The sequence below is a fragment of the Ruegeria sp. CL5 genome (assembly GCF_056536485.1).
This window is the reverse complement of the sequence record NZ_JBQFPS010000002.1, coordinates 411,978-438,400: the sequence shown is the minus strand read 5'-3', so window position 1 is coordinate 438,400 and position 26,423 is coordinate 411,978. Positions and strand designations below refer to the sequence as shown.

The following is a 26,423-nucleotide window of genomic DNA, read 5'->3' as shown; positions in this document are numbered from 1 at the left end:
GGATTGTGTCCACGATCCGCGCCCCGCGTGAAGATATTCTGCGCTTTGCCGCCCACCACCTCGATATCGGCGCGGACCGGCTTCACATCTTTCTGGATGCGCCGGTCCAAGGCGACATCACGGCCCTGCGCGAACACCCCCGGATCCGGGTGCGCACTTGCGATGCGGCGTTCTGGAAGCGTCGCGGTCGTGAGAGGCCGGACAAACATCAGGTCCGGCAATCGTCGAATGCCAATTTGATCTATAATCGGACCGATCTGGACTGGGTCGCGCATATCGACGTCGACGAGTTCCTTTGGCCGATGTCCCCGATCCCAGATCTGCTGAGCCAAATTCCGGATGACACCCCCGCCGTCCGCGTCCGCCCGATAGAGGCTTTAGCGGGGGGCGAGGACCTCTACAAAGCCTTCATTCCCGAAGGAAAGAACAGACAGGCGCTGGTCGAGTCGCTCTACCCCAAATTCGGCGCTTATGTTCTGGCCGGTTTCATGAGCCACATTCAGGGCAAACTATTCGTGCGCCGTGGCCTGAAAAAACTGAGCGACCGCATCCACAATCTTTATCAGCACGGCGAATTTCTACCCGTCAAAATCGAACTGCCGCAGATCGATCTCTGCCACCGCCACGCCCCGGATTGGGAGCATTGGCTGGCGCATTACCGCTTCCGCCTTGAACGCGGCTCGTACCAGGCCAGCCCGGATCGCCCGCGAAAGATCGGCGCGCTAGACAGGTTCGAATTGTTCACACTTCTGGAAGCCGAATACGGGCTAGATGGTCTTAAGGAATTCTATGATGAAATCAGTGCCGCTGACCCTGAGGTTCTAGAACGGCTTGAAGATAATGACATGATGCGCCATCGCCCGCTGGACCTGGACCGGAAAGTCGCGAAACACTTTCCCGGAAGCATCTGAATTGTTGCGGAAATCCCTGTTGTCGGCGGATATGGAACAGGTTAAGCCGACTTCATTTGACCCTGCCCCACGTTTTTGTTATGCCCGCGCCACAGCCGAAACGCGCATGGGGCGCATGGCCATCCGGGCCCGGCATTTTCTGACGCGCGGGCCAGGTCTAGTGTCCGCATGAACCGGACATACATGACAAAGTTTAACGAACTGAACCTGAACCCGAAGGTCCTCAAAGCCATTGAGGAAGCTGGATACGAAACTCCGACCCCGATCCAGGAAGGCGCAATTCCAGCCGCACTGGAAGGGCGCGATGTTCTGGGAATCGCTCAGACCGGCACCGGAAAAACCGCCAGCTTTACCCTGCCGATGATCACTCTGTTGGCCCGTGGGCGTGCCCGCGCACGTATGCCTCGCTCGCTAGTGCTGTGCCCGACTCGGGAACTGGCGGCACAGGTGGCCGAAAATTTCGACACCTACGCCAAGCACCTTAAGCTGACCAAAGCGCTGCTGATCGGTGGCGTTTCGTTCAAGGAACAAGATGCCCTGATCGATCGCGGTGTTGACGTGTTGATCGCCACTCCGGGCCGTCTGCTGGATCATTTCGAGCGTGGCAAACTGTTGCTGACCGGCGTGCAGATCATGGTTGTGGATGAGGCCGACCGGATGCTCGACATGGGCTTTATCCCGGATATCGAGCGCATCTTCTCGCTGACGCCATTTACCCGCCAGACCCTGTTCTTTTCAGCTACCATGGCTCCCGAGATCGAACGGATCACTGACACCTTCCTGTCGGCCCCCGCCCGTGTCGAGGTTGCCCGACAGGCCACAGCTTCGGAAACTATCGAACAGGGTGTGGTGATGTTCAAAGGCGGCCGTCGTGATCGCGAAGCCAGCCAGAAACGCAAAACCCTGCGCGCTCTGATCGATGCCGAGGGCGACAAATGCACCAACGCGATCATCTTCTGCAACCGCAAGACCGATGTAGATATTTGCGCCAAATCGCTGAAGAAATACGGCTATAACGCTGCCGCAATTCATGGCGATTTAGACCAGTCTCAGCGGATGAAAACGCTGGACGGGTTCCGCGATGGATCCTTGCGGTTGCTTGTTGCGTCAGACGTCGCGGCGCGGGGTCTGGATATCCCCTCGGTCAGCCATGTGTTCAACTTCGACGTTCCCGGCCATGCCGAGGATTATGTCCACCGTATCGGTCGTACTGGTCGGGCTGGACGTGAAGGCAAAGCGATCACGATCTGTTCGGGCCGCGATGAAAAGGCGCTGGCCGCGATCGAGAGCCTGATCCAGAAGGACATTCCGCGCATCGACAATCCGGTCAAGGCAGACGAGCCCAAGCCCGAAGCGCCAAAGCCTGAGAAAAAGGCCAAGGCCGCAGACAGCAAGAAAAGCGAAAGCCGGAAAGATCGTGAGCCCAAAAGTCGTGGCCGTGGGCGCCGCGACGATGGCGGGCCAGCAGTTGTGGGCATGGGGGATCACCTTCCCAGCTTTATCGCCCTCAGCTTTGACGAGCGTCGCGCCGGTTAGATCGCGAGTACAAGCGCCAATATCGACAGGCCCAATAACGCCATCCCGGCGACCTCTCGCCGGGTAATGGTTTCGCGGAAAAATAGCAGAGATGCGAACAGGCTTAGGATCAGTTCGATCTGACCCAGCGCCTTCACATAGGCCGCGTTCTGTAGTGTGAATGCAAAGAACCAGCAGAACGAACCGCATATGCTGGTCAGACCTACGAAGATCCCGGTCTGACGGGTTTCCCACACTGCGCGCAACTCGGCCCGGTCTCGCCACAACAGCCAAAGCCACATGCTGAGGAACTGGAACGTGACCACCGCAGCCAGCGTCACCAGTGCCCGGAACCACGCATCGATATCGCCCAGTTGCAGTGAGGCACCGCGATAGCTGACCGAGGAAAAGGCGAACAATACGCCTGACCCCAGACCAAGGCGCGAGGCTTTGTTTGTTAGATGTTGCCACCAAGCCCCGGTGCCTCCGGGTGTTTTTGACAGCAGCAGAACGGCCAACAATCCAAGCAGAATTGCTCCAAGCGCCCCGGTTGACACCTGATCGCCGAGGATGAGGAACCCAACGATAGCGGTTTGAATAACCTCGGTTTTCTTGAACGTAATCCCAACTGCAAAGTTACGCTGCTTGAACAGCGCCACAACGCAGATCGTGGCCAATATCTGCGAGGTCCCGCCGATTACCGCAAAGATCCAGAACTTCGCCGTCAACGCTGGTAATTCGTACCCTGTCGCGCCCAAAGCTATAATAAGCCCCAGCAAGGCCAACGGCATCGAATAGGCAAATCGTGCAAATGTCGCCCCGGCAGCCGTAAGTTTCGCACTGCTCAGCGATTTCTGCAGCATGAACCGCACCGTCTGGAACGATGCGGCTGCGATGGTGACGGGAATCCATAAACTCATGGTTTCCCTTCTGTCGTTAAATCAAGGCTTTGGCCAGAGCGGATGCGCCACCGGATCCTTGGCGCGCCAGAAATATTCCCGAAATATCTGCGCATATGAACGGTATACATAGGCCTCGTTACAAGCCAGATAGCGCTCTTTTCCTGCACGGTAGAGTGTCGGCAAACGGTACCACGGCGCGGCTGGATTCATATGATGAACGACGTGCAGGTTGTTGTTAAGAAACAGAAATGCAAGGATGCCACGGTCTTCAACAATCACAGTCCGGGCACGGGATTTCTCATGGGCGCGATGCTCCAGGAATGTGCGGATCTTGACCAGACCCAGCCCGATATATGCAGATAAGGCAAAGGCCCAAATCGGCATTTGCGAAAGTGCAGCGATCCAAAGCACCGCAACAACGCCGGGCAAATGTAGCGCCCATGCCAACAGAATCTCCCGATCCCCGCGCAATGCACCTCGTATTTCATCCCTCTGGAACGCAATCTGCCCAATTGCAGGCCCCAGAACCATCCGCCCAAGCAGAGTATTGTTCACCTGATACATCCGCCTCTGCCAACCGGCCAGAGACGCCCAGACCTGCGGGTCAAGATAGTTGGTCTCAGGGTCATCGTAAGGATCGGTCAGGTTCGCATCACAGTGATGCGCCAGATGCAGGTCCCGAAACCGATTGTATGGAATGAACAAGGTCAGCGGCAGTGCCATCAGCGCCTCATTTAGCCATTTCTGGCGAAAGGGATGCCCGTGCAGCGCCTCATGGGTCAGCGAGGAATGCAAAGCGGCGACCAGCCCCATGACTGGGATTGCCAGCCAAAGGGACACGCCAGCCAGCCAGAAGATCACGCCAAGCCAAACGGAGTAACACGCGAGGATCAGGGCAAATGTCGCCCACTCAGGCGATTTGGGTGTGGTGGGATCAGCCATTGCGGCCCCACGAAATCCCGGCCCATACGCGTTCGTAAATCACGTACATCGTCAGACCAATGGCCGTGTTGACCAGAGCAACCATTCCCCCAAGCGCTGCCGAGCCTGTAGCGATCAAACCAACCAGCGTCATCATCGCCAGTCCCATCGCATTCCACACCAGCGCTTTCACGACCGACCTGCGTCGCGTTTCCATTCCAGACCCCATTCTTGTTTTTGTAACACCAGCGTTACAGACACATCCAAAGGTCGGGAATTCTGAATATGATTAACAATTCACAACATAGGTGATATAAATGACCATATGATTGAAAAAATCGACAAACGGGATCGTGCCTCGCAGTTCCGGCAACGCCTGGCCAGGGCGATGCAAGATCGCGACGTAAGTCAGAGTGCGCTGGCACGTAGCATCGGTGTTGACCGATCAACTGTCTCACAATTGCTGACCGGAGCAGGCGCACGCCTGCCTAATGCGCATGTGGTTGGCAGCTGCGCCTCGGCGCTCGGGGTATCCGCCGACTGGTTGCTAGGCCTCTCCAACCGACCTGAAAGCGCGGCGGAATTGCTGGCCAGCTCCCTTACGCTGACTGAAGCCGCGCGAGCGCTTGTAGATGAGCGAATCTTTGAATGGCACCAAGAGGCCGCCGGCTACAAAATACGTTATGTTCCCGCCACCCTGCCCGACATGCTCAAGACCCGTGCAGTTTTGGAATGGGAATACGCTCCGCATTTGGGCCGTACTGCGGATCAAGCCATTGGCGCTTCGGCGGACCGGCTGGCCTGGATGCGTAGCGCACAGTCCGATTATGAAATTGCGATGCCGCTTTATGAGCTCCACAGCTTTGCTCACGCCACCGGATACTATGAGGGGCTGCCCCTGCAGGTCCGGCTGGATCAGATCGACCATCTGCTAAGCTTATGCAAACAGCTCTACCCCCGCCTTCGCATTTATCTATTTAATGCCAAACGGCTTTACTCTGCCCCGGTTACGATATTCGGTCCGCTTCTATGTGTATTCTATGCTGGAAGCCACTATATGGCCTTCCGCGACCGCGACCGGATTGAGGTGTTCACTCTTCATTTCGATCGGCTTGTGCGCGAGGCGGAGATGACCGCCCGTGATTTCCCAACGCATTTGCAGCAATTGCGTGCCGAAATTACACAGACATGACCTGAGCGATATCCTGTTGTATAGTCACTTGGCGCGAACCCATAGACATTCCGATCTGAGATGGAGGATGACGGGAATGGACGCACTCAAAACCGCAGAATACGCACGTGCCCTTTACACGGCTCATGGAGATCGGGCCGAGGCCGAAGCTGCGCAGAAAATGCGCGAAAGCCAAGCCGCCGGAAACCAGCAGGAGGCGCAGGACTGGAAAGCCGTCCGCAGCGCCATCCGCCAGATCCGCGGCCCCAATCAGGGCTGATCTACAGTTTCGGGTCAGGATTGACTGTATGACCATCCACCGCGATCACCTGACCCGACACCAGCCGCGCCGCATCTGACGCCAAAAATACAGCCATGTTTGCAATGTCCCGCCCCTCGACGAAGCGGCCCATGGACGTGCCTGAGGCGTAACCGTTGTAAACCTGATCCCGGGTCATGCCCTTTGCAACGGCTTCGCGTTGCAGCACGCCCTCCATGCGTGGTCCTTCTACTGAACCGGGGCAGATTACATTGCATCGGATTCCGTGCGGCCCCAGTTCCATCGCCAGCGTTTTGCCCAAGCCCACCATGCCCCATTTCGCCGCCGCATAAGGCGCGCGGTTGGGATAGCCGTATTGGCCTGCAGTCGAAGACGTGATCAGGATCGCACCACTCCTTTGCCGCTTCATTATTGGAGCAGCATATTTGGAACACAAAAACGCCCCTTCCAGATTTACTGAAAGACAAGAACGCCAATCAGTTAGAGGCACATCCTCAACCGCAGCGGTCGGCCCGGCGACCCCTGCATTCGCGCACAGCACGTCGAGCCCACCCCACGCGGCCTCAACTTCTTTGAATGTAGATGAAACAGCGATTTCATCCGAAACGTCCAATAGACTTTGCTTCCAGTCTGATGGACATTCTGCCAGCGCATCTGCGTCAATATCCGCCACCCAGACTTGCGCCCCGACAGCATCAAACGCCTCCGCCATTGCGCGACCGACACCCGAGGCGCCGGCAGTAATCAGAACCCGGCTGGTCATGCAGGTTTGCGGATCGCAGCGCCCGCACCTTCCGGATAAGGCAATCCGGCCTGCGCCTCAGCAATCCGCGCCATTGCAGCCTCGATTTCGGGTGATGGCGGACTGGGGCGGCGGGTTTCAAGGCTGACATGCAACAAAAAGCTTTCGCCAGTGGCCAACAACGTCTCACCTTCGTACATGCTGTGGAAGACATGCAGCTTCTTGCCCTGCCCCAACAGCATCTGCGTACGGCACTCGATCCGTGAACCGGCATGGGTCTCTTGCATATATCGGATGTGGTTCTCGGCGGTGAAATAGCTGCCGCCAGTGGAGATATACTCCATGTCGCAGCCGATTATCTCCATGAACCGATCCGTGGCGGCTGCAAAAGCTTCAAGGTATTTGGCCTCGTTCATATGGCCGTTGTAATCCGTCCAATCCAGCGGCACGGCGCGCGATAGCGTCAGAATGGGTTGGCTCAGATCCGCCTGATCCAGGGTCGGCAAGGCTCCCGGTTTCAGCGCCGCGTCATGTTGGTTCAACACCGCCCCGGCCCCGTAGTTCTGCGCCTTCAGCGCCCGCATCATGCCCACAAGGTTGTTGTCGCGAATGCGCTCCAACTCCCTAATTGAGTGCATGCCCGATTGTGCATCCGACTGATCTGCGATCATATCAACCAGTTCATCGGTGAACTCGGGCACGTCCATCAGCTTGGTCCAGGGCCATTTCAGCGCCGGACCAAACTGCGCCATGAAATGCCGCATCCCGGCTTCGCCCCCGGCCACGCGATAGGTTTCGAACAGCCCCATCTGCGCCCAGCGGATGCCAAACCCCATGCGGATGGCTTCGTCGATCTCCTCGGTTGTTGCGATACCGTCCTTGACCAGCCACAGCGCCTCGCGCCAGACGGCCTCAAGGAAACGGTCCGCGATATGCGCGTCGATCTCTTTTTTGACATGCAACGGAAAGAACCCGACCGAGGTCAGCAGTTCCTTCGCCTTCGCGACCATCTCAGGCGTATTTTTGTCTGTCGGCACAAGTTCGATCAACGGCAACAGATAAACCGGGTTGAATGGATGCGTGACCACGATCTGCTCGGGCCGCGACGCACCTTCCTGCAGCTCAGACGGTTTGAACCCGCTGGTCGAAGACCCAATGATGGCACCGGGGTCACATGCCTCCTGCAGGCCTTTGTAGACCTTCAGTTTCACGTCGCGCCGCTCCGGCACGCTTTCCTGAATCCATATGGCGCCGTCTACGGCGTCACCAATCTCATCATGAAAACTCAGCGCCCCCTCCGGCGGCAGGGGCACATCGCTCAGGCCCGGCAGGGAGCGGCGTGCATTATCCAGCACTTCGCCAATCTTGCGTTCCGCCTCCGGATCCGGATCAAACACCCGAACATCCCAGCCATTCAGGAGAAACCGCGCAGCCCATCCGCCGCCGATCACACCGCCACCAATGATTGCAGCAATCTTTTTCATATCGCTTGACCTTACACGTAGGGCGGGCTTCAGCCCGCCACTCCTGCCGGTGCCCGCTTGACCAGCCCCAGTTTCTCACGCACTTCCTGCGGCCCGATCACGCGCGCACCCATGCTTTCAATGATGCTGACCGCACGCTCGACCAACTGCCAGTTCTCGGCCAATACACCCTTCTCGAGCCACAGATTGTCCTCCAACCCGACACGCACATTGCCACCCGCCAGAACCGATGCCGCCACGTAGGCCATCTCATTTCGACCCAATGAAAACGCACTGAACGTCCAGTCTTCTGGCACGTTGTTTACCATCGCCATGAAGGTGTTCAGATCATCCGGCGCGCCCCAGGGCACACCCATGCACAGTTGCACCAGCGCATTCGGTTCCAGAACACCCTCTTTCACCAGTTGTTTGGCAAACCACAGATGACCGGTATCAAAGGCCTCGATCTCGGGCTTCACACCCAGATCGGTCATCATTTGCCCCATCGCGCGCAAAGCGCCGGGGGTATTGGTCATCACATAGTCGGCTTCGGCAAAGTTCATCGTGCCACAATCCAAGGTGCAGATTTCCGGCAAGCACTCGGCCACGTGTGCCACACGCTCGGTAGCACCAACCAGATCGGTTCCGGCCTCCGCCAATGGCAGCGGATTTTCGATCCCGCCGAACACCATGTCTCCGCCCATGCCAGCCGTCAGGTTCAGCACTGCATCAACCTCAGCATCACGTATACGGTCCGTCACCTCACGATACAGCGCCAGATCGCGCGACGGTGCACCCGTCTCAGGGTCGCGCACATGGCAGTGCACCACCGCCGCACCGGCCTTGGCTGCAGCAATCGCGCTGTCGGCGATTTGCTTGGGTGAGCGCGGGACATGAGGGCTGCGATCCTGTGTTCCGCCCGACCCAGTCACGGCACAGGTGATAAAGACTTCGCGGTTCATTTCCAAAGGCATGGCGTTTTCCCCAGCTTATACCCGGTTTTACCTAAGGTTTTCCCCAGGCTTCTCCCCGGATTCCGATTTGCGTCAACGCCAACTCTGGCGCAGCCTTGGACAAACCACTTGGCAGAATGCGAATCAGACTTGATGAAATCCGCAAAAAACATACTCCAACCTGAACATCGCGCCCTGAAAACGGCGGTGCTGGTGCTGGACGAATGCAACACGCTCAGCTTTGCTGCTGCGGTCGACCCGATGCGCGCGGCCAACCGATTGGCAGACCGACCCGCTTTTGACTGGGACTACGTCACCGCCACTGCTGAGCCCGCCATGTTAACGAGCGCTCTGAATGTACAAGGCATCCCTTTGGCACGCCTGCAAGGCTGCGACCTGATGATTGTCGTTGCGGGCTTCCAACTCGCGCGTCACGCAACGCCCAGCTTGCTTGCCGGTCTCCGCCGGATCGCCGCCTCTGGCGCCACAATGGCCGGGATAGATGGCGGCCCCTGGTTGCTGGCCGAGGCTGGACTGCTGGATGGTCACGCTGCGACGACGCATTGGGAGGACTTGGAGAATTTTTCTGGCCGCTTCCCAAATGTCGATGTGCGACCCGACCGGTTCACCGTGTCTGAAAACCGCCTGACCTCGGGCGGTGCTGTCCCAGCGATCGATATGATGCTGCACATCATCGCCGCCCGCCACGGTGCAGGATTTGCTGCCCGGGTCTCCGGACTGTTCCTCTACGAAGGCACATCCGAACCCTCAAAACCGCAAAGCCGTACCGGCGCACCGCATCGCCATACTGCCCTGACCGCCAAGGCAAACTCGCTGATGGAATCGTCTTTGGACGAACCTCTTCCGCTGGCTGACATCGCTGACGCTCTCGGCACCAGCGCCCGCACCCTACAGCAGCAATTCCGGCTACGCCTGAATACCACACCGCAAGACCACTACCTGCAGCTCAGATTGGCCGAGGCCCGCCGTCTCGTAGCCGATACCGACCTGCCGCTGATGGACGTGGCACTCGCCACAGGCTTCGCGTCACAATCCAGCTTCGCCCGGGCCTTCCGCACCGCGCATGGCCTATCGGCCCGCGACCTCAGGCAAGACCGCACACAACCCACCCATCACTGAGGCGATCCAGCTTCATCTGGTCAAAAATACCTCGGGGGAGTCGCCAAAGGCGACGGGGGCAGAGCCCCCATCCCTTCAATATGGCATCGGAAACGCCCGGTGCGCCGCACTGATCTCGGCCATCACTTCGGGCGAAAGCTTCAGATCCTTGCCCACCAGAACATGCTCCAACTGCGCCACCGTCGTCGCGCCAAAAATGGTCGATCCCATAAACGGCCGGCTGCAACACCACGCCAGGGACATGTGCACCGGATCCAACCCGTGTCGCTGCGCGATATCCAGATAAGCAGCCACAGCATCATACACGCGATCCGTTTTGCGCCCACCCATATTCGGGACTAACGCCATGCGTGATCCTTCTGGAATAGCACCACCTTGATATTTCCCCGTGAGAAAACCCGCCGCCAAGGGTGAGAACGACAGCAACCCGACATCTTCGAGCAGACACAATTCAGCCAGATCCGTATCGAACAACCGGCAGAGCAGCGAATACTCGTTCTGGATCGACGCGACCCGAGGTCCGCCGACCTCATCCGATGCCCGCAACCACTGCGCGGTGCCCCATGCGCTCTCGTTCGACAGACCAAAGGCGCGGATATTTCCTTTATCCACCTGTGCTTGCAGCGCCACCAGACTCTCGCGCATCTCATCCACGATCTCATTCCGGTTGTGCCCCAAGGGCGCATAGTCCCAGTTCTGCCGGAACATGTAGCTGCCGCGATTTGGCCAATGGAACTGATAGAGGTCGATGACATCCGTCTGCAATCGACGTAATGATCCTTCAATCGCCTCAGGAATGGTTTCTTTCGAGATCGGAGCCCCATTGCGCGCATGCACGAACCCCTCACCGGAATGCTTCGTGGCCAGCACATAGTCCCCACGCCGCGAGGGATTGGCGGCATTCCAGTTGCCCAGAATCTCTTCGGTACGCCCGATTGTTTCCTTGGAAATTGGATTCACCGGATACATCTCGGCGGCGTCGACAAAGTTGATTCCACCCGCAAGCGCCGTATCCATCTGGCGGTGCGCCTCGGCTTCCGATGTTTGTGTACCAAAGGTCATTGTGCCCAGACATAAATCCGACACCATGATCCCGGTACGCCCCAAAGGCTTCATATCCATTTAAAATCTCCCAAAAAAATTAATGCTGCCGATCAAGCCTCGGCCTTCTTCTCCCATCGTCCGGATTCCTCGGACCAATATTGAGCCGTGCATCCTGAGCCGATCAGGGATTTCCATTGCCCACGCGCATGTTGCACCGCCTCCGGGTCGTTGCCGTCAAACAGAATACAGACACGCTCCAACGCCGAAACCTCGTCCGCCTCAATCGGCGCCCCATCGACGGCCATCACGCAAGTCGCCCCATTGGCGGCCTCTGGTCCGGTCGTCAGCAAAATCGGCTGCGCCGCGTCATGCGGGCCACCTTCACGGCCATGTGGCAGGAACCCCTCTTCGGGACCCAGCCACAGTTTTTCATCCAGCCAGTCCATCCGCGCTGGGTCAGTCCCCCGAACGGCAATCCGCCACCCGGCCTGCCGCGCCTTGTCCAACAGCACAGGCAGGGTGTGCTCCAACGGCTGACGAGTCAGGTGGTAGAAATAGACCGCGCCCACAGATCTATTCGCCCGTGGTCTCGAAATTGTCCTGTACGAAGCGGCTTAGCGCACGGACGCCCCAGCCGGTGGCCCCTTTGGGCGCATAAGACGTCTCGGAGGACACCGAGGCCACACCAGCGATATCGAGGTGAATCCAAGGTGTCTCTTCCTTGACAAAGCGCTGCAGGAACTGCGCCGCGGTGATCGAACCGGCTGGCCGTCCCCCTACGTTCTTCATATCCGCAATGCGTGATTTTAGCTGCTTGTCATAACCTTCGCCCAATGGCAGCCGCCATGCGCCTTCATCCTCGGCCCTGGCGGATTTCAGGAAGGCATCACAGAACGTGTCATTGTTCGAAAACACACCGGCATTCTCATGCCCAAGTCCGATGATCACTGCCCCCGTCAAAGTGGCCAGATCGATCATGCCCACCGGCTGGAACCGATCCTGTGCGTACCACATGACGTCGCACAGAACCAAACGACCCTCTGCGTCGGTGTTGATGATCTCAACAGTGTCGCCTTTCATCGATTTGACGACATCACCGGGGCGTGAAGCATTGCCCGACGGCATGTTCTCGACCAACCCGACCAGCCCAACGACATTGGCCTTGGCCTTGCGCTTGGCCAGCGCACGCATGGTTCCGGCAACAACACCCGCGCCGCCCATGTCCATGGTCATGTCTTCCATGCCACCCGCGGGCTTCAGCGAGATACCCCCGGTATCGAACACAACACCCTTGCCGACCAAGGCCAGCGGCGCGTCATCCTTGTCACCACCATCCCACTGCATCACCACAACTTTCGAGGGACTGACTGAGCCCTGCCCGACGCTCAGCAGCGTGCGCATGCCCAGTTCGGCCAACTTGTCTTCTTCCAGAACCTCGACCTTCAGGCCCAGCGATTCCATCTCGACCAACCTGTCCGCGAATTCGGTTGTCGTCAGCACATTTGCGGGTTCATTTGTCAGATCCCGTGTCATGCGCACCCCATCCGCGACGGCATAGAGCGGCGCAAATGTGGCCTCGGCCTCCTCGGGCTTTGAATGACCGATGACAATCTCGCCCAACAGATCAGATTCCTTGGTTTTGTGGACATCAAAATCGTAGGCCCTCAGAACCATGCCCAAAGCCAACTCTTCGATTCGCGCGTGGTTGGCGGCCATGACCAGCACGGATTTACCAGCAGACAGCTTTGCCAGATTAGCCCCGGCCTTTCGTGCTTCGTCGAAATCGGGTCGGCGCGGCAGGACCAAAATATCCAGCGCCTCGGCCTCCATTCCTGCCGGCCATGCGAGCGAGATTACATCACCCGATTTCACTTTGCTGAAACGCTCGCTTTCTACCAGCCGTGCAATTCCACCTTTGGTCAACCGATTGGCCCGTCGCGCGGCAGGGCTCATCTTGCCATCGGCGGGAATGAGAATGGCCACGCGCCCTTCGGCCTGCGCCATCGCATCAAGGTCAAAAGGGGTGAAACGGACGGGCATGAGACTGCTCATATCATTCTCCTGAAATATGCGTTGCATAAGACCTAGCCCGCGCAGCCACCATTGACCAGATAGCAGTTTTCCCCGCCGACCAATTGCATTATGGTCGCGCGAAAATAACGGCAGGCTCGGGGGAGAGAACGTGACACCAATCGGCAGTTACAGGCCGTCGCGCATGATTCAATGCCCGATCGTGATTCTTGAATGCCGGGGTCTGACGGGGATGACCACGTGATCCTCGACCGCTATTTTGCCCGCCGCTTTATTCAGAGTTTTCTTGTGATCGGCGGTATTTTTCTGACTCTGATGATCCTGATCGATCTGATCGAGCAGGTGCGCCGGTTTGACGGCTTAGGTCTGAGCTTTGGGCAGTTGCTGCAGTTGACGCTGCTAAACACGCCTGCAGCGATCAGCGAGATGCTGCCGTTGCTCATGATCCTTGCCACAATCGCGTTGTTTGTTGGCCTTGCCCGCAGTTCAGAATTGGTCGTAACCCGCGCCATCGGCCGATCCGGCATTCGTGCGCTCCTGGCCCCGGTATTGCTGGCGTTGACAATAGGTGCACTTGCTGTGGCTATGCTGAACCCGATTGCGGCCGCAACGTCCGAGGAGCTTCAACGTCTGTCGGATAGTTATCGCAACCAGGGCAGCTCAGCCCTTTCGATCAGCCGCGAAGGGCTTTGGCTGCGCCAGGGTTCAGCCAATGGCCAGTCGGTGATCCACGCAACCGGCACGGTCAACGGAGATAGGTTCGCCTTGAAAGACGTAACCATCACCACATTCGCACCCGACGGTAAACCGAACCAACAAATTTCAGCCCAACAGGCCGATCTTGAGGATGGGTTCTGGACCCTGCATCAGGCCAAGATCTGGCCTATTCAGGATGACCTTAACCCCGAAGCAAATTCCAGCACGCACGAGGTACTGAACCTCCCGACAACGCTGACACGAGAACGGATTCTGGACACTTTGGGGCAGCAGGATTCAGTATCCGTCTACGACTTGCCGCAATTGATCCGCGATCTGGAAGAGGCCGGATTTTCCACCAAACAATATGAAGTCTGGTTGCAGGTACAGCTCGCCCGTCCGCTGTTTCTGGTCTCAATGGTTCTGATCGGTGCGGCCTTTACAATGCGCCATGTCCGGTTTGGTGGCACGGGTGTTGCCGTACTAACTGCCGTTTTGCTGGGGTTCGGCATTTATTTCATTCGAAACTTTGCGCAAATTCTTGGCGAGAATGGACAATTGCCGATCCTTGTTGCGGCCTGGGCTCCACCTTTTGCGGGTATCCTTTTGTCACTGGGTCTTTTGCTTCATGCGGAGGACGGCTGATGCGCCCTATCCTCTCCTTACTACTTTCGACCGCATTGATCCTGTCCCTGCCTGCTGTTGCTATGGCACAGTCGGAAGTGCCAGGCGCCACCAACGACACCGGTACGGCTGAGCAAAATCAACCAGCCCTACTTGTGGCCGATGAGATTTTCATCACCCCGGACCGCAAACTGGTCGCCGAAGGAAATGTCGAAGCTTTTCAGGGCGACGTGAAACTAACAGCCCAAAGCGTCACCTATGATCGTGAAACAGGTGAGCTGACTCTGGTCGGCCCGATCCGGATCGATCAAGGTGGGGACAGTACATTGCTGGCCGATTCTGCACAATTGGATAGCGGCATCCAGAATGGCCTGTTGATGGGCGCGCGTATGGTATTTGAGCAGCAGGTTCAGATCGCTTCGGTCCAAGCTACCCGGGCGGTGGGGCGATACACACAGTTCAGCAAAGTGGCGGCAACCTCGTGTCATGTCTGCGCAAACGGCACCCCTCCGATCTGGCAAATTCGCGCACGCAAAGTCACGCATGATCAGCTCGAAAGGCAGCTGTATTTTGAAGGCGCCCAGTTCCGCATTCTGGATGTACCTGTCTTTTATTTCCCCACCCTGCGCCTGCCCGATCCAACTCTCGAACGCGCGACAGGTTTCTTGGTGCCATCAATCCGCACAACCTCACAGTTGGATACTGGCGTACAGGTCCCTTATTTCTTCAAGATCGGGGATCACAAAGACCTGACGCTGACGCCCTATCTGTCATCCAAAACCCGCACCCTCGGATTCCGGTACAGACAGGCGTTCAAATCCGGTCGCATCCGATTAAGAGGCGCCTATACGCGAGACGATCTTCGACCTGGCAAAGATCGCGGATACCTCTTTGCAGATGGTCGTTTCAGCCTGGGAAACAGCTATCGACTGACGTTTGACATCAAAACAACCTCGGACGACTCGTATCTGGCCGACTATGGCCTGCCCGATTTTGATCGCCTGCGCAGCGAGATCGCCCTTGAAAGGATAAAACGCGACACTGCGTTCAAAACCGGCTTCATCCACTACAAAAGCCTGCGGGATAGCGAAAATGAGGAAGAGATCCCCTCTCGCGTCTTCGATCTCAACTATCGAAAACGTTTGTTCCCAAAGGCGCTCGGGGGTGAAGTTCAGCTGGCCTTTCTTGGACACACTCACACACGCACCAGTGATGAAGATATTGTTGGGCGCGATGTCGCCCGCGCAACTTTTGACGCTGAATGGCTGCGCAATTGGACCCTCACAAACGGGCTACGTGCAGAGGCCCAACTAGGCGCAGCTATTGACACGTTCAACATCAGAAATGACAGCAGTTATCCGAACAATGTGACGCGCTCGACGCCGCGCGCGGCCTTTACTTTGCGCTACCCAATGTTGCGGCGCGAGCAATCTGGCGCAACGCAAATTCTGGAACCTATTGCACAAATCGGTTGGACACATGTTTCGGATAACGATGTGCCTAACGACGAAAGCACATTTCAAGAATTCGATCAGGGCAATCTGCTCGCGCTTTCGCGATTTCCTGCACCGGACCGGCGCGAAGATGGCACAACCGCGGTGATTGGCTTGAATTGGTCCCGCTACAACGCTGATGGTTGGCGGGCACTCGCAACAATCGGGCAAGTTTTTCGGTCCGACGCAGATCCGGATTTCACATTGACTTCAGGGTTGCAGGGGACGAAATCGGACATTCTGCTGGCCGGTCAACTTGACAATGGCAATGGACTGACATTGGCAGCACGTGGACTGCTTAACAGTGATTTCAGCTTTACCAAGGCCGAGTTGCGCGCAGCTTGGATAAAAGGGGATACTGCATTAGCTGCCGGTTATATCTGGCTCGAGCCAGACCCTGCTGAGCTCAACAACGATAAAATTTCAGAACTGCGTGCTTCAGGGCGCTATCGTGTGGACCAGAACTGGCTGACCCGCGCCAGCGCGCGCTATGATTTCAGCGAATCTGAGCCACTCCGCCTGGGATTTGGTTTGACCTACCAGAATGAGTGCGTGCAGGTGAATGTGAACGTCAACAGACGCTTTACCTCCACATCAAGTATTGAGCCTTCGACGGAATTCGGCTTTACCGTAGCCCTGACAGGGTACTCCGTCGAAGGCAATGGACAAAAGTTTAAGAGAAGATGCAGTTGATCTCAGGTTTCACAAAATCTCTTCGCGCGGGCTATCGTAATTCGGTCCTGCCGGTATTGGCCGCCGCGTTTGTTGCCCTGGCGACACCCCCGGCCCAGAGTCAAAGCCTTTTCTCTCCTGCAATCCGGGTCAATCAAGACATTGTCACTTGGTATGAACTGCAACAGCGCCAACAGTTTCTGGATCTTTTGGGTATCCCCGGCAGTTCCGACACAGAAGTCCGCAATGCATTGATCGATGACAGGCTGCGTAAACAGGCTATGCGTGATGCCGGGATTCAGGCGACGCCGGAAGATGTTCAATCTGGAATTGATGAATTCGCCTCACGCGGCAACCTAAGCACGGACGAGTTTCTAAGACTACTGAACGAAGAGGGTGTTTCCACGGAAACCGTACGGGATTTCGTGGCCGATCAATTATCCTGGCGGGATTATGTCGCCACTCGCTTTTTGTCGCAGGCCCGGCCGAGCGAGGATGAAATCAATCGCGCACTGGGACAGGGCGGCGGCGGCGGCTTGCAGGTTTTATTGTCAGAAATCATCATTCCAATAACCCCACAAACACTGGCTCAAGCCGAGGCTCTGGCCGACGAAATTGCATTGCTCCCCGATCAGGAGAGCTTTTCGGCCGCCGCAACACAGTACTCAGCAGCGGCTACACGTGAAAATGGTGGGCGGCTCGAATGGCTTTCGATTACAAATCTGCCACCCGCTCTGCAGCCGGTCATCCTGGGCCTGAAAAACGGTGAGATTACCGATCCGCTTGCGCTGCCAAACGCTGTGGCGCTATTCCAGATGAGGGGTATCCGTGAAACAGCGGGCAGCGCGCCGCGATATTCCGAAATCGACTACGCCATCTATTACCTCCCAGGTGGCCGCAATACAGATACGCTCGCAAAAGCCACCAAACTCAAGGAAGAGATCGACACCTGCGATGATCTCTATGGATTGGCCAAGGGTCAGTCGCCGGATATTCTTGATCGTAACACCGCTAAACCGTCTGAGATACCACGCGATGTTGCATTGGAACTGGCCAAACTTGACCCAAATGAGGTTTCAACTGCACTGACACGAAACAACGGTCAGACGCTGATGTTCCTGATGCTGTGCAACAGAACCCGCGATCTGGGTGAAGAAACGACCCGAGTGGACGTAGCCAACGCGCTGACACAACAACGCTTACAGGCTCTTGCAGACAGCCTGCTGGAACAGCTCCGAGCCGAAGCCGTCATTATCGAGCAATGACACCACCTATCGCACTCAGCTGCGGCGAACCTGCAGGAATAGGCCCCGAGATCGCGGCCAAAGCCTGGCAATCATTGCGCGATGAATGCCCGTTCTTCTATATCGGCGATGCCTCGCACCTCCCGGCAGGCACTCCGATCACTCGGATATCCGACCCAGCAGAAGCCCGTGCAGCAAGCGCCACTGCCCTGCCCGTTCTGCATGTCGAGTTTTCGTCTATTAATACACCCGGACATCCCGAAGCCAAAAATGCGCCCGCTGTCGTTGATGCTATTGAACGGGGTGTCGAGTTGGTCCAATCCGGTGCAGCATCGGCGCTTTGTACAGCACCGATCCACAAGAAGGCACTGATCGATGGGGCTGGATTTGCATTTCCGGGACATACCGAATTCCTAGCCTCACTGGCGGGACAGTCGCGCGCCGTGATGATGCTCGCGAGCGATCAATTGCGGGTGGTACCAGCCACCATCCATATTCCGCTATCGCAAGTCACAAGCGCGCTCACTCCGGCAGTTTTGCGTGAAACGATCGAGATCACCGCACGGGGTTTGCGCGACCAGTTTGGCATCCCCAATCCCAGAATCGCCGTGGCTGGATTGAATCCCCACGCGGGCGAAGAGGGAAAGATGGGGACTGAGGAGCTCGACTGGATCGCGCCGCTGATCGCCGATCTCTCCTCCAGTGATTATTCGGTGACCGGCCCGCACCCCGCAGATACCATGTTCCACGCCGCGGCACGTGCGCGCTACGACGCGGCGATTGCAATGTATCACGACCAGGCGCTGATCCCGATCAAAACGCTGGATTTTGACCGAGGTGTAAACGTGACGCTGGGCCTGCCCTTCGTCAGAACCTCGCCAGATCACGGCACGGCCTTGGACATTGCAGGCCAAGGCATCGCAAACCCAACCAGCCTGATCGAGGCGCTCAGACTGGCCCAGAAGATGGCGCAATCTCGCTAATGCTTCATCTGGCCAAAAATATCCCCGCCGGAGGCAAAAAATATCTGGCGCACCAAATCCAATCCGAACAACGATAAAGCCATGAGCGCCATCGACTCCCTCCCCCCGCTGCGCGAGGTTATCGCCACCCATCAGCTCTCGGCCCGCAAATCGCTGGGTCAGAACTTTCTGCTCGACCTCAACCTGACGGCAAAGATCGCGCGGCAGGCCGGAGACCTGGACGAATGCGATGTCCTTGAGATCGGGCCGGGACCTGGTGGTTTGACCCGTGGCCTGCTGTCTGAGGGGGCCCGCAAAGTCGTCGCCGTTGAAAAAGACACTCGCTGCATCGCAGCCTTGAACGATATTGCCGCCGCTTATCCCGGCAGGCTCGAGGTCATCAACGGTGATGCGCTGGAAATCGATCCATTGGCCCATCTGACGCCTCCAATTCGCGTGGCCGCGAACCTGCCTTATAATGTCGGGACCGAGCTTCTGGTCCGCTGGCTCACCCCGCCCGATTGGCCACCTTTCTGGCAAAGCCTGACCCTTATGTTCCAGCGCGAAGTGGCCGAGCGGATCGTAGCCCAACCCGGCAGCAAGGCCTATGGCCGCCTTGCCATCCTCGCCCAATGGCGGGCCGAAGCGCGCATCGCGATGTCCCTGCCGCCCGGAGCGTTCACACCTCCACCGAAGGTCTCCAGTGCGGTGGTTCACCTGACAGCGTTGCCCGAGCCCCGGTATCCAGCGGACGCCCGCACCCTGTCCCGCGTGGTCGCGGCGGCCTTCAATCAACGTCGCAAGATGCTGCGTGCCTCGCTCAAAGGTACGGCCCCGGATATCGAAGACCGCCTGCTTGCCGCTGGTATCAAACCCACTGAACGCGCCGAGCAGATTCCGCTGGAAGCTTTCTGTGCCTTGGCTCGCGAAATTCAGAAACCCTGATCGCAATAAAAAGCCCCAGGTAAAAACCTCGGGGCTTTTGTCGGCGTGAGCCGATCTTATTCGGCCGCTTCTGGTGCGTCGCCTGTATCGGCGGGCGTATCCTCAGCTGCAGGCGGTGCTTTGGGCTTGCGCGCCCGCGGTTTACGCGCCGGCTTTTCCTTCTTCTCCTGAGCCGGAGCTTCGGCACCTTTGCTTTCGGGTGTCTCGACCAACCCACTTTCAGGTGTCGGTTCGGCCGAGGCGAAATCCATCACATCAGGTTGTGGAGCTTCGGCAGGGTCCGCCTGACGAGCCGCTTCGCGCTCCTTACGTTCGGCGCGCTCACGGTCACGTTCAGCTTGCCGTTCGCGGTTCTGGCGCTCTTGCTCTTCGCGGCGCGCTTCGATCTCGCGCTGCGCCTCGCTCAGCATGCGCAGGTAATGCTCGGCGTGTTGCTGAAAGTTCTCGGCCGCCACACGGTCATTCGACAGCTGTGCGTCGCGCGCCAGTTGGTTGTATTTGTCAATGATCTGCTGCGGTGTGCCACGCACTTTGCCCTCAGGACCCGAGCTGTCGAAAACCCGGTTTACGACGTTGCCGCCAGAAGGACGATTGCGGTTGTTCTTGGCCCGCGAGCGGGATTTGGAAGATCTCATCTTACTTTACGTCAGCCTTATCAATTCACTGTCGATCAACCCGTATCTAACGCTGCTCAGTGGCTTTGTGCCGTTACGCGCTATCGACTTTTTGGGCTTGGCGTCAGGGGTGCGCTGAAACAGCGTCAACCTCGCCGACTAATCCTGAGTAAACATGTCCAGAGCGCTCAGACAAGAGGATTCTCACAATTGTCGCAGCTTTTTTACATCAATCGGCATTTTTCAGCTTCAGATTCCCCTGGATGGTGGCATTCTTGCCCCTACAACCCGGTCACGCCCGTCCAGGTCAGGAATCACCTGCGTGCGCGTCAGTCCAGCGGCATCAAATAACGCTGATACATAAGCGCCTTGTGTTGGACCGATTTCTACCAAAATACGCCCGCCAGGCATCAGATAATCTGGGGCCGAGGCCGCTATACGACGGTACGCATCCAATCCGTCGCCCTCATCCGTCAAAGCCATGCGCGGCTCATGTTCACGTACTTCCGGCGAAAGATCATTCATTTCTTCCGCCGAAATATAAGGCGGATTCGAAACAATCAGGTCAAATTGCCCCTGAATGTTTTCAAACCAATCCGACCGCCGAATCTCCAAACGCGCCTGAACTTGATGCTGAACAGCATTGGCGCTGGCCTGCAGGCAGGCCGCTTCGCTCAAATCCACCCCGACGCCCGAGGCGCTCGACCGTTCAGCTAGCAAGGTAATCAAGATACAGCCCGAGCCCAAACCCAGGTCCAGAACATGATCGAACGGTTCACTTAGAGCTGCTTCGATCAAAGCTTCGGTTTCGGGACGAGGGTCAAGTACATCGCGGCTGACCCGGAACCGACGACCATAGAATTCGCGCTCGCCCAGAAGGTGCGACACCGGCACCCGGATGGCACGAAGAGAAATCAACTGGTCATAGCGCTCTGCGATATCAACGGGCAGTTCCTCGGGTGCGATCAGCGTCACACGGCTGGCCTCGATCCGTGCCGCATGGGCCAGCAGCACCCGCGCATCCCGCGCCGGATCGGGCACCCCTGCCGCGCGCAAACGCGCGGTGGCCGCTACCATGGCCTGCGCAGCTGTCAGTGCCGCAATCATTGCGCCATCTCGGCCAGCAGCCGGGCCTGATCATCTGCGGTTAGCGCATCAATCACCTCATCCAGATCGCCCTGCATCACCTGATCCAGCTTATAGAGCGTCAGGTTGATGCGGTGATCCGTCATACGACCCTGTGGGAAATTATAAGTCCTGATCCGTTCCGACCGGTCACCCGAGCCCACTTGGCTGGCGCGATCCGCTGACCGCTCACTGTCGATCCGCTGCCGCTCCAGATCGTAAAGGCGCGTTTTCAGCACCTGCATCGCAATCTCACGGTTGCGATGTTGCGATTTCTCGGAGCTGGTCACCACGATACCGCTGGGCAGATGCGTGATCCTCACCGCCGAATCCGTCGTATTAACGTGCTGCCCACCCGCGCCGGAACTGCGCATCGTGTCGATGCGGATGTCATTCGCGTCGATCTGGATGTCTACATCCTCAGCCTCAGGCAAAACCGCGACGGTCGCTGCCGAAGTGTGAATACGCCCGCCGCTTTCGGTTTCGGGCACACGCTGTACCCGATGCACGCCAGATTCATATTTCATCCGCGCAAAGACGTTGTCGCCCTTGATATGAGCCACTACTTCTTTGATCCCGCCGAGATCCGAGGCCTGTTCCTCGATGATTTCAAACTGCCAGCCACGCGCCTCGGAGTATCGCTGGTACATCCGCAGCAGGTCTCCGGCGAACAGAGCCGCCTCATCGCCACCTGTACCGGGCCGTATCTCCAGCATCGCCGGGCGCGCATCCGCCGCGTCTTTGGGCAATAATGCCAGCTGCAAGGCATGTTCGGCCTCGGGGATTCGCGCCTGCAGTTCGGGAATTTCCTCCTCGGCCAGCTCTTTCATGTCTGGGTCGGCCAGCATCGCTTCGGCCTCGGCCAAATCGGAGACCAACAAACGCCATGCCATGATCTGATCAACCACCGGCTTGAGGTCCGAGTATTCTTTAGCCAAGGCCGCAATATCTCCGCCCGATGCGCCATCAGCCATGGCCGCTTCGAGATATTGGAATCGCTGGGTGATCTGTTCTAGGCGTTCTTCGGGGATCATCCGCGCGGTGTCTATCATCCGGGGGCTTTGGTCAAGGCCTTGCCTTGTGCTAGGCTTAGCGCATGAAACAACTGATCCTGGCCCTGACACTTGTTGCAACTCCTGGTATGGCCGACGTTATTGGCCCCGGGGGCAAGGTGCAGGACTGCTATTGCACCGACAAATCAGGCACCCGCGTCGAATTGGGAGAGATGATCTGCCTGCAGGTCGACGGCCGCATGTTCATGGCCCAATGCCAGATGTCGTTGAACGTGCCCATGTGGCGTGAGGTGCAGGAGGGGTGTTTGTCGTCAGGGTTGCAGCAAAGCAACCCAGTGGGTGACCCGCTGTCGATTGACGCCGAAATCTTTCCGACCAAATCTTGAGCGCGCATAGATGCGCAGCTTATCCCCGTCATGCTGAACGGTGGTGTAGTCGGGAAACCCGAATACCTTGGAACGGATGACATAAGTTATCATTCCCTCTTCGATCGAACCTGCCAGCACGGTCGTGCGCGGCGTCGAGCGGGCGATATGATCGAGTTGCTCCATCGCTTCCGGGGCTGCCTCAACGACCCGCACTACGCCGTTCCTAAAATCTCGATCCAATCCTTCGGGGGCAACATGCCAGCGCGTTGGGTCAGACGGCGCAAGGCGAACATATGCACCCATCGCAATGCCCACCGAAATCAACAGCCAAAGCACCATTTTCATCTGCCCTTCGATCCCTTTGCGCAAAGCCTACCCGGTCCGAGGGCGACCAACACCCCTATCGTGGCGTCACGCCCGGCAGAATGCACAGCATCTCGAACAGCAGATTTGCTGCCGTCAGCGCCGTATTGCCCGACGGATCATAGGGCGGAGAGACCTCGACCAGATCGCAGCCAACCACGTTCATGCCCGCCAGCGCATGGATCAGTTGCAGCGCCTGTGGCGTTGTCAGACCCGCGATCTCGGGCGTGCCGGTGCCGGGCGCATAAGCCGGGTCGAGGCTGTCGATATCGTAGGTGATATAAACCGGATGATCCTCGACCGTCTTGCGGATAAGTGAGCCGATTTCGGTCAGGTTCTGTTGCCACAGCTCCCACGCCGGGTACTGGCGAAAGCCCCAGCCCTGCGCCTCGGTAAAGTCGCTGGCGGCATAGCCTGATCCGCGAATGCCGATCTGGAAGGTCGTGTCAGGAACGATCAGCCCTTCCTCATAGGCGCGGCGGAAGACAGTGCCATGGGTTTCCTTCTCGCCAAACATCTCGTCATTGACATCAGCATGAGCGTCCACATGCACCAGAGCGACCGGCCCGTGTTTGGCCGCCATTGCCCGCAGGATCGGCAGGGTGATCGAATGATCCCCTCCCATCGCCACCGGGGTCACGTCCTGCGCCAGAATGCCGTCATAGCTGTCCTTGATGATCTTCAGGCTGTCCGCCAGAGAGAAGGTGTTGATCGCCAGATCCCCGATATCTGCGATTTGCAAATGCTCAAACGGGGCCGCCCCATTGGCCATGTTATAAGGTCGGATCATCGCACTTTCGCTACGGATCTGCTTGGGCCCGAATCGCGTTCCCGAACGCCAGGACGTACCGATATCCATCGGAACGCCCAGGATCGCCACATCCAGCCCTTCAAGCGACGACGCCTGCGGCAGGCGCATGAATGTATTCGGCCCCGAAAACCGCGCCAGATCATTGCCTCCAATGGGTTGGTTATATTCGGTCATGTACTGTCTCCGATCCGGTGCCTCACCAAGCAGATACCGGTATTATGCCTAACCAAAGGTTAAGGCTTCACCAGCTTGTTCCACCCCAACAGGCAAATGATCTGCGTCGCCACATGGGCCCCCGCAATCGCCGTTGCACCGGAGGTATCGTATGGCGGAGAGACCTCGACCACATCGCCACCTTTGATGTTGATCCCGGCAATGTCCCGCAGGATGATTTGTGCTTGAATGGAGCTCAGCCCACCCCAGACCGGTGTCCCGGTGCCCGGGGCAAAAGCCGGGTCCAGACCGTCTATGTCAAAGCTCAGATAAACGGGTCTGTCGCCCAATATCCCTTTGATCTTCTGCGCCACAGCGGCGGGACCGGATTCGTAAACTTCGCGCGCATCGATGATGTTGACGCCTAGCGTGTCCTCATTTGTGGTGCGTATCCCCACCTGAACCGAATGTTTCGGGTCCACGATCCCCGATTTCACGGCCTTGTAGAACATCGTCCCGTGATCCACGCGGGACATATCATCATCGGCCCAGGTGTCCGTATGCGCATCGAATTGCAGCAGCGACATCGGCCCATATTTCTCGGCATAAGCTTTGAGGATCGGGAAGCTGATATAATGATCCCCGCCCAGCGTGACCGAAGCGACATCGGCCTTCAGAATGGTACGGATGTGGTCGGTCAGCGTGTCGGGAAAAGCCGGGATATTGGCATAGTCATAGGCCATGTCGCCATAATCCACGATGGCCAGCTCACTCAGAGCATCAAAAGGCCAGCCATAAGGCGCATCAGGCGATTGCAACGAACTGGCCTCGCGGATCGCACGAGGGCCAAGCCGGGTTCCGGGGCGGTTTGTCACCGCCTGATCGAAAGGCACGCCGGTTACCGCGATATCCGCTCCGGTCAGGTCTTTGGTATAGAGCCGCCGCAGGAATGAGGTCGCGCCGCCAAAGGTGTTCTCATAGGACAGCCCCTTGAGATCGGGGTTGGTGAACGCCTCATCCACCTGGTTCTTTGCATCTTCCAGTGCCATGTCTTTTCCCTATCAGCCCAACGGCTGTGCCTTTTCGACGATCCGCGCAAAGAAGGACGCTCCGACCGGCGCGACGTCATCATTGAAGTTGTATTTCGGATGGTGCAGCCCGGCACCCTCTCCTTGACCCATGAACAGATAAGCACCGGGTCGGGCCTGCAGCATGTAGGAAAAATCCTCTGCCCCCATCTCACGCCCAGCATTATCCTTCACACGTTCCGCACCTGACACATCCCGCGCCACTTCGGCCGCAAACGCGGCCTTTTCGGCATCATTGATGGTGGCAGGATAACCCTCTTGATACTCCAGTTTGGCCTCAACACCGTACGAGGCCGCCTGCCCCGCCACAATCTGCGCCATCCGTTCTTTGACCATTTTCTGCACTACAGGATCAAAGGTGCGGACAGTGCCGTTCAAATAAGCGGTGTCGGGAATGACATTGTTCACCGTTCCGGTGTGGATCTGCGTCACCGATACCACCAGATCGTCAAGTGCATAGTGATTTCGACTGACAATTGTCTGAATTGCCTGCGCCATCCCGCAAGCCGCCATCACCGGGTCTTTCGTTTCATGTGGCATGGCTCCGTGGCCGCCAACACCTTGAATATGGATCTCGAACGTATCCACAGCTGCCATCAGCGGCCCCGGCGTGGTCTCGAACAGACCTTCAGGCCGACCCGGAGTGTTATGGATGCCATAGACCTGAGAGATATCGAACCGATCCATGATGCCTTCTTCAACCATGACGCCTGCGCCACCACCTTCTTCCTCGGCGGGCTGAAAGATCAGCGCAACGCGACCCGCGAAATTCCGCGTCTCAGCCAGATAGCGCGCTGCGCCTAACAGCATGGTGGTATGCCCGTCATGACCACACGCATGCATCATGCCGGGGTTCTTCGAAGCGTAATCTACGCCCGTCTCCTCGGTAATCGGCAGCGCATCCATATCGGCACGCAGACCAATGGTCGGACCCTCGCCCTGCCCATTGATGATCGCGACCATGCCTGTTTTGGCGATCCCTTCGTGCAGCTCATCCACGCCGAACTCGCGTAGACGCTCGGCCACGAAAGCAGCGGTCTCATAGCATTCGAATTCTAGTTCGGGGATGGTGTGAAGGTGCTGGCGCCACTTGGCCATATCGGCGGCGTAATCGGCAATTCGGTTGACGACGGGCATCTGGGGTGGACTCCTGATCCTGACTGCGGGATGGATGCATCT

At 57.8% G+C, this 26,423-nt stretch carries 27 protein-coding genes; 11 read left to right on the top strand and 16 right to left on the bottom strand.

Going from position 1 to position 26,423, the window contains the following annotated elements; genetic code table 11:
• The first annotated feature begins 5 nt into the window (after positions 1–5).
• Complete coding sequence (locus ACR0IU_RS05850; RefSeq protein ID WP_480715573.1) at positions 6–911, top strand: glycosyltransferase family 2 protein; 906 nt, start codon at positions 6–8, stop codon at positions 909–911.
• Positions 912–1,094: 183 nt separating this feature from the next.
• Positions 1,095–2,447: a DEAD/DEAH box helicase gene (locus ACR0IU_RS05845; RefSeq protein ID WP_480715572.1), complete on the top strand. Its 1,353-nt coding sequence runs from the start codon at positions 1,095–1,097 to the stop codon at positions 2,445–2,447.
• Here the strand turns inward: ACR0IU_RS05845 and ACR0IU_RS05840 are convergent.
• From ACR0IU_RS05840 to ACR0IU_RS05830, 3 genes are read right to left on the bottom strand one after another with little or no spacing between them, the layout of a single operon-like run.
• Complete coding sequence (locus tag ACR0IU_RS05840) at positions 2,444–3,346, bottom strand: EamA family transporter (protein ID WP_480715571.1); 903 nt, start codon at positions 3,344–3,346, stop codon at positions 2,444–2,446. The two genes, ACR0IU_RS05845 and ACR0IU_RS05840, sit on opposite strands and share 4 nt — an antisense overlap.
• 21 nt (positions 3,347–3,367) lie before the next feature.
• Positions 3,368–4,270, bottom strand: a complete 903-nt coding sequence (locus ACR0IU_RS05835) for a fatty acid desaturase (RefSeq protein WP_480715570.1) — start codon at positions 4,268–4,270, stop codon at positions 3,368–3,370.
• Positions 4,263–4,466, bottom strand: a complete 204-nt coding sequence (locus tag ACR0IU_RS05830; protein ID WP_010440411.1) for a DUF2061 domain-containing protein — start codon at positions 4,464–4,466, stop codon at positions 4,263–4,265. The genes ACR0IU_RS05835 and ACR0IU_RS05830 overlap by 8 nt, the downstream gene beginning before the upstream one ends.
• Positions 4,467–4,574: 108 nt before the next feature.
• On the opposite strand from ACR0IU_RS05830, the gene ACR0IU_RS05825 reads away from it, so the two are divergent.
• Together ACR0IU_RS05825 and ACR0IU_RS05820 are read left to right on the top strand one after the other, a co-directional pair.
• Positions 4,575–5,441: a helix-turn-helix domain-containing protein gene (locus ACR0IU_RS05825; RefSeq protein WP_480715569.1), complete on the top strand. Its 867-nt coding sequence runs from the start codon at positions 4,575–4,577 to the stop codon at positions 5,439–5,441.
• Between the two features lie 76 nt (positions 5,442–5,517).
• The gene (locus tag ACR0IU_RS05820) at positions 5,518–5,700 is read left to right on the top strand and encodes a hypothetical protein (RefSeq protein WP_010440418.1); all 183 of its coding nucleotides are present in this window, start codon (positions 5,518–5,520) and stop codon (positions 5,698–5,700) included.
• Between the two features lies 1 nt (position 5,701).
• On the opposite strand, the gene ACR0IU_RS05815 is transcribed toward ACR0IU_RS05820, so the two are convergent.
• From ACR0IU_RS05815 to bcoG, 3 genes are read right to left on the bottom strand one after another with little or no spacing between them, the layout of a single operon-like run.
• Positions 5,702–6,463: an SDR family oxidoreductase gene (locus tag ACR0IU_RS05815; protein WP_480715568.1), complete on the bottom strand. Its 762-nt coding sequence runs from the start codon at positions 6,461–6,463 to the stop codon at positions 5,702–5,704.
• Entirely contained in the window at positions 6,460–7,926 is a 1,467-nt protein-coding gene (locus ACR0IU_RS05810) for a carnitine 3-dehydrogenase (RefSeq protein ID WP_480715567.1), read from the bottom strand. The genes ACR0IU_RS05815 and ACR0IU_RS05810 overlap by 4 nt, the downstream gene beginning before the upstream one ends.
• Before the next feature lie 29 nt (positions 7,927–7,955).
• Entirely contained in the window at positions 7,956–8,879 is a 924-nt protein-coding gene (bcoG, locus tag ACR0IU_RS05805; RefSeq protein ID WP_480715566.1) for a 3-dehydrocarnitine:acetyl-CoA trimethylamine transferase BcoG, read from the bottom strand.
• Positions 8,880–9,011: 132 nt separating this feature from the next.
• Between bcoG and ACR0IU_RS05800 the strand changes: the two genes are divergently transcribed.
• Positions 9,012–9,998, top strand: coding sequence for a GlxA family transcriptional regulator (locus ACR0IU_RS05800; protein ID WP_480715565.1), 987 nt, complete (start codon positions 9,012–9,014; stop codon positions 9,996–9,998).
• Between the two features lie 75 nt (positions 9,999–10,073).
• On the opposite strand, the gene ACR0IU_RS05795 is transcribed toward ACR0IU_RS05800, so the two are convergent.
• Genes ACR0IU_RS05795 through ACR0IU_RS05785 form a run of 3 tightly spaced genes read right to left on the bottom strand, consistent with a single transcriptional unit; the run spans position 10,074 to position 13,094 of the window.
• Positions 10,074–11,120: an aldo/keto reductase gene (locus ACR0IU_RS05795; RefSeq protein ID WP_480715564.1), complete on the bottom strand. Its 1,047-nt coding sequence runs from the start codon at positions 11,118–11,120 to the stop codon at positions 10,074–10,076.
• Positions 11,121–11,152: 32 nt separating this feature from the next.
• Positions 11,153–11,611: a DNA polymerase III subunit chi gene (locus tag ACR0IU_RS05790; protein WP_480715563.1), complete on the bottom strand. Its 459-nt coding sequence runs from the start codon at positions 11,609–11,611 to the stop codon at positions 11,153–11,155.
• A gap of 4 nt (positions 11,612–11,615) precedes the next feature.
• Positions 11,616–13,094, bottom strand: coding sequence for a leucyl aminopeptidase (locus ACR0IU_RS05785; RefSeq protein ID WP_480715562.1), 1,479 nt, complete (start codon positions 13,092–13,094; stop codon positions 11,616–11,618).
• A gap of 219 nt (positions 13,095–13,313) precedes the next feature.
• Between ACR0IU_RS05785 and lptG the strand changes: the two genes are divergently transcribed.
• From lptG to rsmA, 5 genes are all read left to right on the top strand, one after another.
• Entirely contained in the window at positions 13,314–14,414 is a 1,101-nt protein-coding gene (gene lptG / locus ACR0IU_RS05780) for an LPS export ABC transporter permease LptG (protein ID WP_480715634.1), read from the top strand.
• Entirely contained in the window at positions 14,414–16,579 is a 2,166-nt protein-coding gene (locus ACR0IU_RS05775) for an LPS-assembly protein LptD (RefSeq protein ID WP_480715561.1), read from the top strand. Before lptG ends, ACR0IU_RS05775 begins: the two co-directional genes overlap by 1 nt.
• Positions 16,570–17,823: a peptidylprolyl isomerase gene (locus tag ACR0IU_RS05770; protein WP_170470756.1), complete on the top strand. Its 1,254-nt coding sequence runs from the start codon at positions 16,570–16,572 to the stop codon at positions 17,821–17,823. The genes ACR0IU_RS05775 and ACR0IU_RS05770 overlap by 10 nt, the downstream gene beginning before the upstream one ends.
• Positions 17,820–18,785, top strand: coding sequence for a 4-hydroxythreonine-4-phosphate dehydrogenase PdxA (gene pdxA, locus ACR0IU_RS05765; RefSeq protein ID WP_480715560.1), 966 nt, complete (start codon positions 17,820–17,822; stop codon positions 18,783–18,785). The genes ACR0IU_RS05770 and pdxA overlap by 4 nt, the downstream gene beginning before the upstream one ends.
• Before the next feature lie 81 nt (positions 18,786–18,866).
• Positions 18,867–19,709: a 16S rRNA (adenine(1518)-N(6)/adenine(1519)-N(6))-dimethyltransferase RsmA gene (rsmA, locus tag ACR0IU_RS05760; protein ID WP_170773904.1), complete on the top strand. Its 843-nt coding sequence runs from the start codon at positions 18,867–18,869 to the stop codon at positions 19,707–19,709.
• Between the two features lie 56 nt (positions 19,710–19,765).
• On the opposite strand, the gene ACR0IU_RS05755 is transcribed toward rsmA, so the two are convergent.
• The 3 genes from ACR0IU_RS05755 to prfA form a co-directional block, all read right to left on the bottom strand.
• The gene (locus ACR0IU_RS05755; RefSeq protein WP_480715559.1) at positions 19,766–20,344 is read right to left on the bottom strand and encodes a DUF4167 domain-containing protein; all 579 of its coding nucleotides are present in this window, start codon (positions 20,342–20,344) and stop codon (positions 19,766–19,768) included.
• 228 nt (positions 20,345–20,572) lie between these two features.
• Positions 20,573–21,430, bottom strand: a complete 858-nt coding sequence (gene prmC / locus ACR0IU_RS05750) for a peptide chain release factor N(5)-glutamine methyltransferase (RefSeq protein ID WP_480715558.1) — start codon at positions 21,428–21,430, stop codon at positions 20,573–20,575.
• Positions 21,427–22,482, bottom strand: a complete 1,056-nt coding sequence (gene prfA / locus ACR0IU_RS05745) for a peptide chain release factor 1 (protein ID WP_170540433.1) — start codon at positions 22,480–22,482, stop codon at positions 21,427–21,429. Before prfA ends, prmC begins: the two co-directional genes overlap by 4 nt.
• A gap of 62 nt (positions 22,483–22,544) precedes the next feature.
• On the opposite strand from prfA, the gene ACR0IU_RS05740 reads away from it, so the two are divergent.
• Positions 22,545–22,847, top strand: a complete 303-nt coding sequence (locus ACR0IU_RS05740) for a hypothetical protein (RefSeq protein WP_480715557.1) — start codon at positions 22,545–22,547, stop codon at positions 22,845–22,847.
• Here ACR0IU_RS05740 and ACR0IU_RS05735 read toward each other — a convergent pair.
• From ACR0IU_RS05735 to ACR0IU_RS05720, 4 genes are read right to left on the bottom strand one after another with little or no spacing between them, the layout of a single operon-like run.
• Positions 22,773–23,174: a DUF1499 domain-containing protein gene (locus tag ACR0IU_RS05735; protein ID WP_480715556.1), complete on the bottom strand. Its 402-nt coding sequence runs from the start codon at positions 23,172–23,174 to the stop codon at positions 22,773–22,775. The genes ACR0IU_RS05740 and ACR0IU_RS05735 overlap by 75 nt on opposite strands.
• A gap of 55 nt (positions 23,175–23,229) precedes the next feature.
• A complete protein-coding gene (speB, locus tag ACR0IU_RS05730; RefSeq protein ID WP_480715555.1) occupies positions 23,230–24,177 on the bottom strand; it encodes an agmatinase in 948 nt (315 codons plus the stop codon).
• Between the two features lie 59 nt (positions 24,178–24,236).
• Positions 24,237–25,205 carry an agmatinase gene (speB, locus tag ACR0IU_RS05725; protein WP_480715554.1) on the bottom strand — a complete coding sequence of 323 codons (969 nt, stop codon included), beginning with the start codon at positions 25,203–25,205 and terminating at the stop codon, positions 24,237–24,239.
• A gap of 12 nt (positions 25,206–25,217) precedes the next feature.
• Positions 25,218–26,381 carry a M20 aminoacylase family protein gene (locus ACR0IU_RS05720; RefSeq protein ID WP_480715553.1) on the bottom strand — a complete coding sequence of 388 codons (1,164 nt, stop codon included), beginning with the start codon at positions 26,379–26,381 and terminating at the stop codon, positions 25,218–25,220.
• Positions 26,382–26,423: the final 42 nt, after the last annotated feature.

Excerpts from the sequence above, each read along its gene's own strand:
- ACR0IU_RS05845 (WP_480715572.1), top strand. The coding sequence starts at position 1,095 with ATGACAAAGTTTAACGAACTGAACCTGAACCCGAAGGTCCTCAAAGCC.
- ACR0IU_RS05840 (WP_480715571.1), bottom strand. The coding sequence starts at position 3,346 with ATGAGTTTATGGATTCCCGTCACCATCGCAGCCGCATCGTTCCAGACG.
- ACR0IU_RS05835 (WP_480715570.1), bottom strand. The coding sequence starts at position 4,270 with ATGGCTGATCCCACCACACCCAAATCGCCTGAGTGGGCGACATTTGCC.
- ACR0IU_RS05830 (WP_010440411.1), bottom strand. The coding sequence starts at position 4,466 with ATGGAAACGCGACGCAGGTCGGTCGTGAAAGCGCTGGTGTGGAATGCG.
- ACR0IU_RS05825 (WP_480715569.1), top strand. The coding sequence starts at position 4,575 with ATGATTGAAAAAATCGACAAACGGGATCGTGCCTCGCAGTTCCGGCAA.
- ACR0IU_RS05820 (WP_010440418.1), top strand. The coding sequence starts at position 5,518 with ATGGACGCACTCAAAACCGCAGAATACGCACGTGCCCTTTACACGGCT.
- ACR0IU_RS05815 (WP_480715568.1), bottom strand. The coding sequence starts at position 6,463 with ATGACCAGCCGGGTTCTGATTACTGCCGGCGCCTCGGGTGTCGGTCGC.
- ACR0IU_RS05810 (WP_480715567.1), bottom strand. The coding sequence starts at position 7,926 with ATGAAAAAGATTGCTGCAATCATTGGTGGCGGTGTGATCGGCGGCGGA.
- bcoG (WP_480715566.1), bottom strand. The coding sequence starts at position 8,879 with ATGCCTTTGGAAATGAACCGCGAAGTCTTTATCACCTGTGCCGTGACT.
- ACR0IU_RS05800 (WP_480715565.1), top strand. The coding sequence starts at position 9,012 with ATGAAATCCGCAAAAAACATACTCCAACCTGAACATCGCGCCCTGAAA.
- ACR0IU_RS05795 (WP_480715564.1), bottom strand. The coding sequence starts at position 11,120 with ATGGATATGAAGCCTTTGGGGCGTACCGGGATCATGGTGTCGGATTTA.
- ACR0IU_RS05785 (WP_480715562.1), bottom strand. The coding sequence starts at position 13,094 with ATGAGCAGTCTCATGCCCGTCCGTTTCACCCCTTTTGACCTTGATGCG.
- ACR0IU_RS05775 (WP_480715561.1), top strand. The coding sequence starts at position 14,414 with ATGCGCCCTATCCTCTCCTTACTACTTTCGACCGCATTGATCCTGTCC.
- ACR0IU_RS05770 (WP_170470756.1), top strand. The coding sequence starts at position 16,570 with ATGCAGTTGATCTCAGGTTTCACAAAATCTCTTCGCGCGGGCTATCGT.
- pdxA (WP_480715560.1), top strand. The coding sequence starts at position 17,820 with ATGACACCACCTATCGCACTCAGCTGCGGCGAACCTGCAGGAATAGGC.
- rsmA (WP_170773904.1), top strand. The coding sequence starts at position 18,867 with ATGAGCGCCATCGACTCCCTCCCCCCGCTGCGCGAGGTTATCGCCACC.
- ACR0IU_RS05755 (WP_480715559.1), bottom strand. The coding sequence starts at position 20,344 with ATGAGATCTTCCAAATCCCGCTCGCGGGCCAAGAACAACCGCAATCGT.
- prmC (WP_480715558.1), bottom strand. The coding sequence starts at position 21,430 with ATGATTGCGGCACTGACAGCTGCGCAGGCCATGGTAGCGGCCACCGCG.
- prfA (WP_170540433.1), bottom strand. The coding sequence starts at position 22,482 with ATGATCCCCGAAGAACGCCTAGAACAGATCACCCAGCGATTCCAATAT.
- ACR0IU_RS05740 (WP_480715557.1), top strand. The coding sequence starts at position 22,545 with ATGAAACAACTGATCCTGGCCCTGACACTTGTTGCAACTCCTGGTATG.
- ACR0IU_RS05735 (WP_480715556.1), bottom strand. The coding sequence starts at position 23,174 with ATGAAAATGGTGCTTTGGCTGTTGATTTCGGTGGGCATTGCGATGGGT.
- speB (WP_480715555.1), bottom strand. The coding sequence starts at position 24,177 with ATGACCGAATATAACCAACCCATTGGAGGCAATGATCTGGCGCGGTTT.
- speB (WP_480715554.1), bottom strand. The coding sequence starts at position 25,205 with ATGGCACTGGAAGATGCAAAGAACCAGGTGGATGAGGCGTTCACCAAC.
- ACR0IU_RS05720 (WP_480715553.1), bottom strand. The coding sequence starts at position 26,381 with ATGCCCGTCGTCAACCGAATTGCCGATTACGCCGCCGATATGGCCAAG.